Annotated in this window: 12 protein-coding genes and 1 pseudogene; 1 reads left to right on the top strand and 12 read right to left on the bottom strand. The window is 70.8% G+C overall.

Translation table 11 applies throughout. The features are described from left to right. Positions 1-6: 6 nt before the first annotated feature. The 8 genes and pseudogenes from OQ789_RS18485 to OQ789_RS18450 form a co-directional block, all read right to left on the bottom strand. On the bottom strand, positions 7-1,212 hold the full coding sequence (locus OQ789_RS18485) for an acetylornithine transaminase (RefSeq protein WP_324687518.1): 1,206 nt from the start codon (positions 1,210-1,212) through the stop codon (positions 7-9). 129 nt (positions 1,213-1,341) lie between these two features. Continuing rightward, entirely contained in the window at positions 1,342-2,232 is an 891-nt protein-coding gene (argB, locus tag OQ789_RS18480; RefSeq protein ID WP_324687517.1) for an acetylglutamate kinase, read from the bottom strand. Continuing rightward, positions 2,229-3,443, bottom strand: a complete 1,215-nt coding sequence (argJ, locus tag OQ789_RS18475; RefSeq protein WP_324687516.1) for a bifunctional glutamate N-acetyltransferase/amino-acid acetyltransferase ArgJ — start codon at positions 3,441-3,443, stop codon at positions 2,229-2,231. The genes argB and argJ overlap by 4 nt, the downstream gene beginning before the upstream one ends. Then, positions 3,440-4,499: pseudogene (gene argC / locus OQ789_RS18470) on the bottom strand (N-acetyl-gamma-glutamyl-phosphate reductase). Before argC ends, argJ begins: the two are co-directional and overlap by 4 nt. Positions 4,500-4,529: 30 nt before the next feature. Beyond that, the gene (gene pheT, locus OQ789_RS18465) at positions 4,530-7,034 is read right to left on the bottom strand and encodes a phenylalanine--tRNA ligase subunit beta (protein ID WP_324687514.1); all 2,505 of its coding nucleotides are present in this window, start codon (positions 7,032-7,034) and stop codon (positions 4,530-4,532) included. Beyond that, positions 7,034-8,077, bottom strand: coding sequence for a phenylalanine--tRNA ligase subunit alpha (pheS, locus tag OQ789_RS18460; protein WP_324687513.1), 1,044 nt, complete (start codon positions 8,075-8,077; stop codon positions 7,034-7,036). Before pheS ends, pheT begins: the two co-directional genes overlap by 1 nt. A 123-nt stretch (positions 8,078-8,200) precedes the next feature. Next, the gene (locus OQ789_RS18455) at positions 8,201-9,010 is read right to left on the bottom strand and encodes a rhomboid-like protein (protein ID WP_324687512.1); all 810 of its coding nucleotides are present in this window, start codon (positions 9,008-9,010) and stop codon (positions 8,201-8,203) included. Positions 9,011-9,019: 9 nt separating this feature from the next. Beyond that, positions 9,020-9,937: an adenylate/guanylate cyclase domain-containing protein gene (locus OQ789_RS18450; protein WP_324687511.1), complete on the bottom strand. Its 918-nt coding sequence runs from the start codon at positions 9,935-9,937 to the stop codon at positions 9,020-9,022. A 210-nt stretch (positions 9,938-10,147) separates the two neighbouring features. Here OQ789_RS18450 and OQ789_RS18445 point away from each other — a divergent pair, with 210 nt between their 5' ends. After that, positions 10,148-11,227 carry an oxygenase MpaB family protein gene (locus tag OQ789_RS18445; RefSeq protein WP_324687510.1) on the top strand — a complete coding sequence of 360 codons (1,080 nt, stop codon included), beginning with the start codon at positions 10,148-10,150 and terminating at the stop codon, positions 11,225-11,227. A 15-nt stretch (positions 11,228-11,242) separates the two neighbouring features. Here the strand turns inward: OQ789_RS18445 and OQ789_RS18440 are convergent, their stop codons facing one another. The 4 genes from OQ789_RS18440 to infC form a co-directional block, all read right to left on the bottom strand. After that, entirely contained in the window at positions 11,243-12,037 is a 795-nt protein-coding gene (locus tag OQ789_RS18440; RefSeq protein ID WP_324687509.1) for an RNA methyltransferase, read from the bottom strand. A gap of 24 nt (positions 12,038-12,061) precedes the next feature. After that, positions 12,062-12,457 (bottom strand): 50S ribosomal protein L20, encoded by a 396-nt coding sequence (rplT, locus tag OQ789_RS18435; protein WP_007776071.1) that lies wholly within the window; start codon positions 12,455-12,457, stop codon positions 12,062-12,064. 81 nt (positions 12,458-12,538) lie between these two features. After that, the gene (gene rpmI / locus OQ789_RS18430) at positions 12,539-12,733 is read right to left on the bottom strand and encodes a 50S ribosomal protein L35 (protein WP_066882282.1); all 195 of its coding nucleotides are present in this window, start codon (positions 12,731-12,733) and stop codon (positions 12,539-12,541) included. Between the two features lie 69 nt (positions 12,734-12,802). Next, positions 12,803-13,411, bottom strand: a complete 609-nt coding sequence (gene infC, locus OQ789_RS18425; RefSeq protein ID WP_324687572.1) for a translation initiation factor IF-3 — start codon at positions 13,409-13,411, stop codon at positions 12,803-12,805. Positions 13,412-13,424: the final 13 nt, after the last annotated feature.

Raw genomic sequence — 13,424 nt, 5'->3', positions numbered from 1 at the left:
CGCGGATCATGCTGCGGCTCCGGCGGATTCGTCGAGGATGCCCGGCAGCGCGGCGACAAAGCCGTCGATCTGGGCTTCGGTGACGATCAGCGGCGGCGCCAGCCGGATGACGCCGGGCGCGGCCGCGTTCACCAGGAACCCGGCCCGGCGTGCCGCCGCCTCGGCGTCCTTGGCGCGCGGCGCGGTGAGCACCACACCGCAGAGCAGCCCGCGGCCGCGCACGTGATCGACCAGCGGGTGCCCCAGCGCCTCGATGCCGTGGCGCAACGACTTGCCCAGCACCTCGGCGCGCCGCACCAGGTCCTCCTCGGCCAGCACGCGCAGCACCGCCAGCGCCGCCGCGGCGCACACCGGGTTGCCGCCGAAGGTGCTGCCGTGCAGACCGGGGGTCATCAGGTCGGCGGCCCGGCCGGTGGCCAGGCAGGCGCCGATGGGCAGGCCGCCGCCGAGCCCCTTGGCCAGCGTCACCACGTCCGGGGTGATGCCGTCGTGCTGGTGGGCGAAAAACGTTCCGGTACGGCCCATTCCGGTCTGCACCTCGTCGAGCACCAGCAGCGCGCCGTGCCGCGCGGTGATGTCGCGCGCGGCGGCGAGGTATCCCTCGGGTGGGACGACCACGCCGCTCTCCCCCATGATCGGCTCGAGGAAGACGGCGGCGGTGGCGTCGTCGACAGCGCCGGCCAATGCATCGGTGTCGCCGTAGGGCACGTGGGTGACGTCGCCGGGCAGCGGCGCGAACGGCGCCTGCTTGCTCGGCTGACCGGTGAGCGCCAGCGAACCCATGGTCCGGCCGTGAAAGGCCTCTTGTGCGGCAATGAGTTTGGTGCGCCCGGTGAGCCGCGACAGCTTGAAGGCCACCTCGTTGGCCTCGGTTCCCGAGTTGCAGAAGAACACCCGCGCCGGCGTGCCGGATTCGTTGCCGGCGCCCAGCAGGCCGACGAGTTGTTCAGCCAGCGCGAGGCCGGGTTCGGTGGCATACAGGTTGGACGTGTGGCCCAGCGTCGACAGCTGCCGGGTGACGGCCTCGATGATCGCGGGGTGGCGGTGGCCCAGCACGTTGACCGCGATGCCGCCGAGCATGTCCAGGTAGGTGTTGCCGTCCACGTCGTTGACCACGGCGCCCTCGCCGCCGGCGAGTGCCATCGCCGGGGTGCCGTAGTTGTTCATCATCACGGCTTCCCAGCGCGCCCGCATCTGGTCTGTCTCACTCATAAGCGCGGCTCCCCCTCCCGGCACCGGCTGGGCCCGCGAGCGTCACGCCAGCGTGGCTCCCGGCACCGAACGCCACGCTGGCGTGACGCTCGGCGAAAGTTACGCCGCCCGGCATCGTCGCCGCCTCTATCACGCGCTCACCACCTTGGTGCCCGTCCCCGCATGGGTGAACAGCTCGACCAGGACGCAGTGTTCGACCCTTCCGTCGATGACGTGAGCGCTCGGCACGCCCGCGGTCACCGCCCGCAGACAGGCCTCGACTTTGGGAATCATGCCCGCCTCCAGAGTGGGTAGCAGTTGTGACAATGTGCCGGTGTCGATTTCACTCACCAGCGAACCGCGGTCCGGCCAGCTGGTGTACAGGCCCTCGACGTCGGTGAGCATCAACAGCTTCTCGGCGCGCAGCGCTTCGGCCAGCGCCGCCGCCGCGGTGTCGGCGTTGATGTTGTGCACCACGCCCTCGGCATCGGGGGCCAGCGTCGACACCACCGGAATGCGCCGTGCGGCAATCAGATCCAGCACCGCGGCGGTGTTGACGCGTTCGACGTCCCCGACCAGGCCGATGTCGGTGGCCACGCCGTCCACGGTGACGCTGCGCCGAACGGCGGTGAACAGCTGGGCGTCCTCGCCGGTGATGCCGACGGCATAGGGCCCGTGCGCGTTGATCAGGTTGACCAGTTCGCGGCCGACCTGGCCGAACAACACCATGCGCGCCACGTCGAGCACTTCCGGTGTGGTGACCCGGAATCCGCCCTTGAAGTCACCCTTGTCGATGCCGAGCCGGCGCAGCATCGCGGTGATCTGCGGACCACCACCGTGCACCACGACGGGGTGGATACCGCAGTTGCGCAGGAAGGCCATGTCGGCGGCGAAGGCCTGCCGCAGCGTGTCGTCGGTCATGGCGTTGCCGCCGTACTTGACGACGACGATCTTGCCGTGCAGTTGCTTGAGCCAGGGCAGGGCCTCGGCGAGCACCTGCGCCTTGACCGTGGTGGGCAGCGCCTCCGTCGGGGAGCTCATGAGCTGTAGGCCGAATTCTCTTCGACGTAACCATGCGACAGGTCGGTGGTGCGGATGGTGGCCCGGCCGTCGCCGAGGCGCAGGTCGACGCTGATGTCGATGTCGGGCCCCGACAGGTCCACCTGGCGCGCGCCCGGCGCGCCGGCCCCGTCGGTGAAGACCGCAAAGCCGTTGAACGACACGGTGATCCGTTCCGGGTCCAGGTCGATGGGCGCGATGCCGACGGCGGCCAGCACCCGGCCCCAGTTGGGGTCCGAGCCGAACACCGCCGTCTTGACCAGAGAGTCGCGCGCGATGGTCCGGGCGGCGAGCAGGGCCTCGTCCTCGGAAGCGGCGCCCCGCACGGTGACGTTGACCCGCTTCGTGACGCCCTCGGCGTCGGCCTGCAGCTGGGCGCACAGATCGTCGCAGACCGCGCGCACGGCGTCGTCCAGTTCGGCCTGGCCGGGCGTGATGCCGCTGGCGCCGGAGGCCAGCAGCAGCACCGTGTCGTTGGTCGAGCAGGCACCGTCGATGTCGAGCCGGTCGAAGGTGAGCGCGCTGGCCTGCCGCAGGGCGGAGTCCAGCGCCGCCGCGTCGACGGCCGCATCGGTGGTGAGCACGCAGAGCATCGTCGCCAGCGACGGCGCCAGCATGCCTGCGCCCTTGGCCATTCCGCCGACCGTCCAGTTGCCCGGGTGGTGCAGCGCAACCTGTTTGGGCACGGTGTCGGTGGTCATGATCGCCTGGGCCGCCTCGTCGCCGCCGGATAGCCCGCCCGCCATGTCCTGCACGATGGTGCGCACTCCGGCGAGCACCTTGTCCATCGGCAACCGGTCGCCGATCAGCCCGGTCGAGCACACCGCGACCTCGATGGCGCCGGCCTCGGTTCCCCAGTCCGACAGCGCGGCCGCGACCGCCTCGGCGGTGGCGTGGGTGTCCTGAAAGCCGCCCGGCCCGGTGCAGGCGTTGGCGCCGCCGGAGTTGAGGATGACCGCGCGCAGCGCGCCGCCGCGCAGCACCTGCTGGCTCCACAGCACGGGGGCGGCTTTGACCTTGTTGCGGGTGAACACCCCGGCCGCCGCGTAGTCGGGGCCCTCGTTGAACACCAGGGCCAGATCGCGATTGCCTGAGGCCTTGATCCCGGCGGCAATGCCGGCCGCCCGGAAGCCTGCCGGCGCGGTGACGCCCTGTTCGCGCAGCAACCGCACTGCGGTGGCAGGGCGCGTCATGGCGCCACTCCGATCACCGAAAGGCCTTCCGTCTCAGGCCAACCCAGCGCCAGGTTCATCGACTGCACGGCGGCGCCGGCCGTTCCCTTGACCAGGTTGTCGATCGCGGCGATCGCCACGAATGTCTGAGCCGCCTCGTCCACCGCCACGGCGATGTGCGCCGCGTTGCCGCCGATCACGGCCCCGGTGCGGGGCAGCTGGCCCTCAGGCATCAGATAGATGAAAGGCTCTGCGTGGTAAGCCTTTTCGTAGGCCTCCCGCAGCTGCGGCAGCGATGCCCGGGTGCGTGCGGTACACGTCGCCAGGATGCCGCGCGACGTCGGGATCAGCACCGGGGTGAACGACACGGTGACGTCGCGGGCGGTGACGGCCGCCAGGCCCTGGGCGATCTCGGGGGTGTGCCGGTGCGCCCCGGCGATGTTGTAGGCCCGCGCCGAGCCGATGACCTCCGAGCCCAGCAGGTCGGTCTTGGCGGCGCGGCCGGCCCCGGAGGTACCGCTGACGGCGACCACGGTGACGGCAGGCTCGATGAGGTCCTCGGCCACCGCCGGCAGCAGCGCCAGCAGCGCCGCGGTCGGGTAACAGCCCGGGACCGCGATGCAGCGGGCGCCGCGCAGCCGCTCGCGGGCGCCGGGCAGCTCCGGCAGCCCGTACGGCCAGCTGCCGGCGTGTGGCGATCCGTAGAACCGCTCCCACGTGGCGGCGTCGGTGAGCCGGAAGTCGGCGCCGCAGTCGATGATCAGGGTGCCGGGGCCGAGCTGTTCGGCCAGCGCCGCCGAATGACCGTGCGGCAGGGCCAAAAACACCACGTCGTGGCCGGCGAGTACGCCCGGATCGGTCGGCTCGACCACGCGCTGGGCCAGCGGTGTCAGGTGCGGGTGGTGCTCACCGAGCGTGCTGCCTGCGCTGGCGGCCGCGGTCACCGCGCCGATGGTGAGGCGCCCGTGCGCGTAGGCCGGGTGCCCGAGCAGCAGGCGCAGGATTTCACCGCCGGCGTAGCCGCTGGCACCGGCAACCGCCACCTTCATTCCGTCGGCCATTCCGCCGATTCTGCATGGTTATGCAGTGGTTTGCAAATCCATTCTACTAGGCGCGGAGCTCCGCGCCGACCGTCTCGGCGGCGCGGCGGACGGCGGCGTCGCGGGCGGCGGTGGCGTCGTCCTCGGTGAGCGTGCGATCGGGCGCGCGGAACCGCAGCGCGAAGGTCAGTGACTTGCGGTCCTCGCCGATCTGCGGGCCGGTGAACACATCGAACAGTTGCAGGTCTTCGAGTAATTCCCCCGCGCCCTCGCGGACAGCGTCGGCCACCGCCTGAGTTGGTACGTGCGCGGCTACCACCAGGCTGACGTCCTGGAACACGGCCGGAAACGGCGACACCCGGGGCGCGGGCAGCGTCAGCGGGATGGGCATCGCGTCCAGGTCGAGTTCCAGGGCGCAGGCGCCCTTGGGCAGCCCGGAGCGCTCGATCACCGCCGGATGCAGCTGGCCCGCGTACCCCACCGGGGTGTCCCCGACGAGCACCTGAGCGCATCGCCCCGGATGCCACGGCAGGTACTGCGCCGCGCGTAACCGCACGTCGACTCCGGCGGCGAGGGCGATGACGCGCACCGCCTCGAACGCGTCGGCGGCCTCGACGCGGCGGCCGGGACCCCAGGGTCCGCGGCGCTCATGCAGGCCGGTGAGCACCGCCGCGACGTGCTGCGGCTGGTGCGGCAGCGACGCGTCGAGCTCGGCGATCTCGGCGTCGGTGGGCCGGCGGTCGACGGGAATGAGGTCGATCCCGCGGGTCTGCGCCGTCGGCTGCACCACCTGCGCCACGGCATACAGCGCGATGTCGACCAGGCCGCGAGAAACGTTGCGCACCAAGGCTTCCAGCAGTGCGGGCAGCAGGGTGGTGGCCAGCTGCGGGCGGTCGGCTTCCAACGGGTTGAGCACGTGGGTGGTGGTGCGCCGCGGGTCGTCGGGAGCCAGTCCCCACAGGTCGAACACGCCCGCGGGCAGAAACGGGGTCGGCGGGATCTCGACGTAGCCGGACTGCGCCAGGGACTTGCCGACGGCGCGGCGGCGCCGCTGCACCGGGGACAGACCGCGGCCGGCCGGTGCCGCGGGCAGCACCGACGGGATGACTTCCAGCCCCTCGAGGCGTAGCACCTCCTCGACCAGGTCGGCGGGCTGCAGGAGGTCGGGCCGCCAGCTGGGTGGGGTCACCGTCAGCGCCCCGCCTGACCCGACCACGTCGGCCCCGATCTGGGTGAGCCGCCGGGCGGTGGTGCCCCGGCGATAGCGCACGCCGGCGACACGGTCCGGCAAGTCGGCGGGGATGTCGATCGGCGCTCCGGCCCAGTCGTCGCGCGGCGGGTCGCCGCGCCAATCGGTCAGGCCGTCGGAGACCACCCCGCCGGCGATGGCGGTGAGCAGCGTGGCGCACCGGTCGAGCGCTGCCACCGAGATGGCCGGGTCGACGCCCCGCTCGTAGCGCCGGGCGGCCTCGCTGGGCAGGTGCAGCCGGCGCTGGGTGCGGGAGACGGCGGCCGGATCCCAGACCGCGGCCTCCAGCAGCACGTCGGTCGAGTCGGCGCGCACCTCGGTGCTCGACGCGCCCATCACGCCACCGATCGCGGTGGTCGCCGTGTCGTCGACGATGAGGACGTCGGCCGGCTCGAGCTTGCGCTCGATGTCGTCGAGCGTCACCACGGTCTCGCCGGGCCGGGCGAACCGCACGGCGAAGCTTCCGGTGATCCGCTTGCGATCGTGGGCGTGCATCGGGTGACCGAGCTCGAGCATCACGTAATTGGTCACGTCGACCGCCGGCGAGGTCGGACGGATGCCGGACAGCAGCAGCCGGCGCTGCAGCCACCACGGCGACACGGCCGCCGGGTCGATGCCGGTGACCGGCCGAAGTGCGAATCGCCGCACACCGGTGCCGGGCTGCACGGTCAGCGGCCAGGCCTCGCCGTTGACGGGCAGCGGCGTGACCGCCCGGGCGCCGGCCGGGTCGACGTAGTCCAGGTTGTAGGCGCAGGCCACCTCGCGGGCCACGCCGCGCAGCGACATGCAGTAGCCGCGGTCGGGCGTGATGGCCAGGTGAAAGATCACGTCGTCGAGTCCCAGCACCGCCGCGCCGCCGGCGCCGGGCTCGGCGGTGCCCGGCGGCAGCACCAGTATCCCGGAATGGTCGGCGCCCAAACCGAGTTCGGACACCGAGCAGATCATCCCGTCGGAGTTTCGGCCGTAGGTTTTTCGGGCGGCGATGGTGAAGTCGCCGGGCAGCGTCGCGCCGGGCAGCGCAGCGACGATCAGATCGCCGACAGCGAAGTTAGTTGCGCCGCAAACGATTTCGCGATCTTTGCCTTCGCCGACGTCGACGTGGCAGAACCGGATCGGCTTCTTGAAGCCGGTGAGCTCCTCGATGGCGGTGACCCGGCCGACGGCCAGTGGGCCGTCGACCGGCCCGAGGGTGACGACCCCTTCGACCTCGTGGCCGATGCGCACCAGCGTCTGTTCGAGCTCGGCGGGGGCGACGTCGAAGTCCGGCGCGCCGGCCACCCCGACGCTCAAGATCTCACGTAGCCAGCTGTACGGAACGCGCATCAGGCGCCCACCCCGAACGGCAGCGAGAAGCGGACATCGCCCTCGACCATGTCGCGCATGTCCGGAATCCCGTTGCGGAACTGCAGCGTTCGTTCCAGCCCCATGCCGAACGCGAAGCCGGAGTAGACATTCGGGTCAATACCCGCGGCGCGCAGGACATTTGGATGCACCATCCCGCAGCCGCCCCACTCCACCCAGCCGGCGCCGCCCTTCTTTCCGACGAACCAGACGTCGACCTCGGCGGACGGCTCGGTGAACGGGAAGAAGTGCGGCCGGATCCGGGTGCGCGCCTCGGGCCCGAACTCGGCGCGCGCGAACGCGTCCAGCGTTCCCCGCAGATGCGCCATGGTCAGGCCGCGGTCCACCGCCAAGCCCTCGACCTGGTGGAAGACGGGCGTGTGGGTGGCGTCGAGCTCGTCGGTGCGAAACGTGCGGCCGATAGAGACGACATAGACCGGCAGCTCGCGGGCGAGCAGGGTGCGCACCTGCACCGGCGAGGTGTGGGTGCGCAGCAGTTGCCGGGAGCCGTCGGGCGCGATGTAGAAGGTGTCCTGCTCGCTGCGGGCGGGGTGGTCGGCCGGGAAGTTGAGCGCGTCGAAGTTGAACTGCTCGGTCTCGACCTCGGGACCCTCGGCCAGTTCCCAGCCCATGGCGATGAAGGTGTCGGCGATGTGCTCGGCCAGGATCGTGATCGGGTGCCGGGCGCCGGCCGGCCGCCGCGTCGACGGCAGCGTGACGTCGATGACTTCGGCGACCAGCACCGCGGCGTCGCGTTCGGCCCGCAGGGCCGCGAGTCGCTCGTCGTAACCGTGCTGGGCCGCGGTCCGGGCGGCGTTGACCCGCTTGCCGGCGTCGGCGCGCTCGTCCTTGGGGACGCCGCCCAGCGCCTGGCGCGCCAGCGCCAGCGGCGAGCGGTCACCGAGCTGCTCGGTCTTCACGCGCGCGAGTGTGTCGAGATCGCCGGCGCGGGCAAACGCGTCCCGGGCCGCACTGACCGCTCGGGCCAGGGCGTCCGGCGACAGGTCGACGGGTTGATCACCCACGCGGCGACACTCTCCTTGCTGACGGGGGGCTGGCCGCGGGTTGCCCGGCGGCAAGTGCTGATCATAGTGATTCGGCGCGTGTCTCCCGGCGGGTGCGTCACGCTTGGGCGGACGCAGAGGCGCTCAGCAGGCCGTGGCCGGCACCGGATCGTCCAAAACGTCGGCGGGCGTGGACTCGGGGCCGCGCGCAACGGCCCACTTCGCCAGCGCGTAGGCGACGACGGCCCCCGCGAGACCGAACACCGGTGTCGCCGCCATGGCGCCCCAGTGGTGGGCGAGGATCAAGAAGCCGAAGCTCGAGGACGCCGCCAGCATCAGGTAGCGCGTCGGCGTCCAGTGGATCGGCTGCCGGAACCGGGCCGACACCAGCACGCCGAGTATCACCGCGACGGTGTGGCCGGCGTCGGTGAAGTCGCCGCCGATGATCGCCGAGGCGATCCCTGCCGAGACCCACCATCCGACCCAGGCGGCCCGCCAGCGCGGCGGGATCACCGCGGTGATCGCGCCGAGCGCCGCGAGCGCGCCGTAGCTCATGCCGACGTCGCTGGCCCTGGTGATCGACACCGGCAGCCAGCCGAACTCGACCGAGGCCGCCAGCGCGGCGGCCACCAGCAGCGTCGCGCCGATGTGGCCGACGATGAAGGCCACCATCAGCCGGATGGTGCGCAGTTGCAGCTCAGCCAGCGCCAACAGGCAGGTCAGGAAGGGCAGCCAGAAGTAGAGCGGGCCGGCGTCCACCACCAGCGCGCTGCCCAGCAACGTGCCCAGCCGGCCGTGGGCCAGGTTGTGCACGTTGGTGCTGGCGCGCGCAACGATGACGTCATGCGCGTGCGGGCCGAGGGCCAGGATTGCGCAACTGATGGCAAGCAGCAGCGCCGCATACCCCACCGTGAATCGGACCCGGGCGAGCCGGGCCGCGATGGCCCCTAACATCGGCGCCCATTATGGCTGTTGTTCTGCATCGGCTGCGTCATCAGAGCCTGACAACTCCTTGAGAGTCTTGAGGCGATAAATCGCCAAATCGTCGGGAATCCCGGCGGGCTTCGGCCCGAAAACCGGCTTCCTCGTGCGTTTGGCCTCGACGCCCAACGCGTCCAACTCGCTTTGCGGTATGAGATCCAACGTGGAACTCGACACCATGATTCCACCCTTGGTGGCTCTTTCCATAACCCGTGCGGCGATGTTCACATCGACGCCGAGCCAGTCCGACGCCAGCCGCTGCGGCCGCCCGGTATGGATCCCCACCCGCATCCGGGGCGTGTGACCTGCCACTTCGACCGACTTCAGCGCCTCCTTGGCGGCCAGCACGGCCCGCACGGCGACCGTCGGATCGCCGAATACCGCCATCAGGCCGTCGCCCATGCGTTTGACGATGTGTCCCCCCGCGTCGAGCAGCGGCGGCTCGAGGGCCCGCGCCACCTGCCGCAGCAGCGCCAGGGCCGCGTCGTCGCCGGCGCGCAGGGCCCACGTCGAAAACCCGACCAGGTCGGTGAAGACCAGCGTCACCTCCGGATTGGCCGGGCGACGCGACACCCCCTCGGTGAGCGCCTGCCAGAGCTGCAGCACCCCCAGGCTGACCTCGCGGGACACCGCGTCGCGATCCCCCATCAGCCGGTCGGCGGCGCGGGCCGCGGCGCGCGGGCCGCCGTCGCCCGCAGTGGACAGCGGATCGCCGAAGTCGGGGTCGCCGGGCAGCAGTCGGCGCGCACGACGGATGAAGGCGACCGCCCCGGGGCTGCGGTTGCGGCTTTGCAGCCATTGAGTCGCGCTGTGCACCGACAGTCCCGAGCCCTGCGGAGCGGAATCCACCTGGGTCACGGCGGGCTCACCGGGGTCCGGGTCGCGACGCGCGAGTTCCACCTGGCCAGGTTATTTGCTTTTCTTCCAAGCAGGCAACGACGGCACGGGCCGGTTGTGCCGCATGTGTCGCATCTCGCATCAAACCGCCTGATCACGGTGGCGCCACACCGGGGTGGAAGCTCGATAACACCTATCGGGACACCGCCGCGAAATCGTGGACAACGCTCGTTGTCAAAGTTATCGTGAGCGAGATCGGAGCAGGAGGCCGCAATGACTGGCACTGTGAACCCTTCCGGTTCGGAATCCACCGATCCGCTCGGCCCGGATTCGTTGACCTGGAAGTATTTCGGCGACTTGCGCACCGGAATGATGGGCGTCTGGATCGGCGCGATCCAGAACATGTACCCCGAACTCGGTGCGGCCGTCGAGGAACATTCGATCCTGCTGCGCGAGCCGCTGCAGCGGGTCGCCCGGTCGGTCTACCCGATCATGGGCGTGGTCTACGACGGCGACCGGGCATCGCAGACGGGCCGGCAGATCACCAGCTACCACCACACCATCAAGGGGACCGATGCCGGAGGGCGGCGCTACCACGCGCTCGACCCGGACACCTTCTACTGGGCGCACGCCACGTTCTTCATGCTGATCGTCAAGGTCGCCGAATACTTCTGCGGCGGCCTGACCGAGGCCGAAAAGCGGCAGCTGTTCGCCGAGCACGTGCAGTGGTACCGGATGTACGGCGTGAGCATGCGACCGGTGCCCGAGTCGTGGGAGGAGTTTCAGGAGTACTGGGAGCGCACCGGCCGCGAAAGGCTGGAAATCAACCAGGCGACGCGCGACATCCTGCAGATGCGCATCCCCAAGCCGAAGTTCGTGTTGATGCCGACCCCGATCTGGGACCAGATGTTCAAGCCGCTGGTCGCCGGCCAGCGCTGGATCGCGGCCGGACTCTTCGAACCCGCGGTGCGCGAGAAGGCCGGGATGCACTGGACGCCGGGCGACGAGGTGTTGCTGCGCCTGTTCGGCAAGCTCGTCGAGCTGGCGTTCCTGGCGGTGCCCGACGAGATCCGGCTGCACCCGCGCGCGCTGGCCGCCTACCGCCGGGCCGAGGGACGGCTACCAGGAGACGCTCCGCTGGTCGAGGCGCCGGCGTTCATGGCACCGCCGCGCGACCGCCGTGGGCTGCCGATGCACTACTTCCCGCCGCCGCCCAAGTCGCCGCTGGACCCCGCGCTGCAGCCCGCCCGGGCCCTGATGGAACGCGCCGGAACGCTGGTGCATACGACGCTGTCGCTGGCCGGCCTGCGCGCCGGGCGGGGCCGGCCGAGGCGGCCGGCGAAGGCCGCCTGACCGGCCGCCTGCCGCCTAACTTTCGGAGGCCAGCGCCCGCGCGCTCTGATACAAACAGATGGCCGCGGCCGACGCCACGTTGAGGCTCTCGGCACCGCCGGCCATGGGGATGCGCACCCGGTGGTCGGCCGCCGCCGCGATTTCGGTTGGCAGACCGTGCGATTCGGGGCCGAACAGCCACGCCGTCGGTGCGCCGAGCAGGCCGGTGGCCTCGTCGAGCCGCGTCTCACCGTCCACGGTGGCGGCGAGCAGCCGCAGGCCCCCGGCGCGCAACGCGTCCACGGCGGCCGGCATGTCGGGCGCGACGGCGACCGGGAGCGAGAAGATGCTGCCGGCCGACGCCCGCAGGCACTTGCCGTTATACGGGTCGACGCTGTGGCCGCCGAGGATCACCCCGGCCGCGCCCATCGCGTCGGCGAGGCGAATGAGGGTTCCCGCGTTGCCCGGTTCGCTGATTTCCACGGCGACCGCGACCAGCCGGGGCGAGCCGGCGAGCACGTCGCGCAGGCCGGTCGCCGGTATTTCGCACACGGCGACCAGCCCGGCCGGGGTGACGGTGTCGGACAGCGCCTTGGCCGCGCGCTCGGTGACCGCGTGCACGGGGCTTCCCGCGGAATCCAGCGTCGCCAGCAACGACGCGTGACGCTGCCGGGCCGCGTCGGTGACGAAGACGTCGCGAACCAGGCCGCGGCGCGCGGCCGCGGCCACCAGGTTGGGCCCCTCGGCGAGGAATCTGCCCGCCCGCCGGCGGCCGACGTGGCGGTGCAACTTGACCGCCGCGGCGACCCTGGCCGAACGTTCGGTCAACACCCGGACGGTCCGCGCCGTCGCGTGCTAGGCCGCTTCTCCCGAGTCCGAGGGAGCGTTGACATCCTCGGGCAGGGCGGCCCGCGCGATGTCGACCAGCGCCGTGAAGGCGGCCGGGTCGGCGATCGCGATGTCGGACAGGTTCTTGCGGTCCACCTCCACACCGGCGGCCTTGAGGCCCTGGATCAGCCGGTTGTAGGTGATGTCGTTGGCGCGCGCCGCCGCGTTGATCCGCGAGATCCACAGTTTGCGGAACTCGCCCTTACGCGCGCGGCGGTCGCGGTAGGCGTAGTTCAGTGAGTGAAGCTGCTGCTCTTTGGCCTTGCGGTAGAGCCGGGACCGCTGGCCGCGATAGCCCTTCGAGGCCTTCAGGATGCTGCGCCTCTTCTTGTGGGCGTTGACCGCCCGCTTCACGCGTGCCATCAGATGTTCCTACTCTCGTTCAAAAATTGGTGGGTCGGGTCGCCGTGCCGGCTCGCGATGCGGGTCTGGCCGGCGGTGTGGTCAGCCGTTCAGCAGGCTGTTGACTCGCTTGGTGTCGTTGGCCGACACGGTGGTTCGGCCGTCGAGGCGGCGGGTGCGCTTGGTCGGCTTGTGCTCCAGCAGGTGCCGACGGTTGGCCTGCTGGCGAACGATCTTGCCGGTTCCGGTGCGCCGGAACCGCTTCGACGCCCCGCTGTGGGTCTTGGCTTTGGGCATGTTTCCTCTGTTCTATTGAGTGCTCGAGACTCGGCGCAGTCGTCCGAGTTCCCGGGAGTCTCGCGTGGGTCAGTTCGATGAAGGATCGGCTTCGGCGACCGCATCGTCGGCCGAGGCCGTGCCGGCCCCGGGTCCTTCCGGATGCCGCGCCTTGGCGCGGGTCTTCGCGCCGCGGTGCGGTGCCAGCACCATCGTCATGTTGCGGCCGTCCTGCTTGGCGGACGTTTCGACGAAGCCGTACTCGGCCACGTCTGCGCCCAGCCGCTGCAGCAACCGATAGCCCAACTCGGGCCGCGACTGCTCACGTCCGCGGAACATGATGGTGACCTTCACCTTCGATCCCGCTTCCAGGAAGCGGATGACGTGACCCTTCTTGGTCTCGTAGTCGTGATCGTCGATCTTGGGTCGCAGCTTTTGTTCTTTGACGACGGTCTGCTGCTGGTTCCGGCGGGATTCGCGCGCCTTTTGCGCCGCCTCGTATTTGAACTTGCCGTAGTCCATGATCTTGCAGACCGGCGGCCTGGCATTGGGGGCAACTTCGACGAGGTCGAGATCGGCGTCCGCAGCGACGCGCAATGCGTCTTCGATGCGCACTATGCCTACCTGCTCTCCCCCTGGCCCGATCAATCGGACTTCAGGTACGCGAATGCGCTCGTTGACGCGGGTCTCAGTGCTGATGGGGCCTCCCTTG

The organism is Mycobacterium sp. 94-17 (assembly GCF_035617725.1).
In the GTDB taxonomy this organism is placed as follows: domain Bacteria; phylum Actinomycetota; class Actinomycetes; order Mycobacteriales; family Mycobacteriaceae; genus Mycobacterium.
This window is presented reverse-complemented; position numbering and strand designations above follow the sequence as displayed.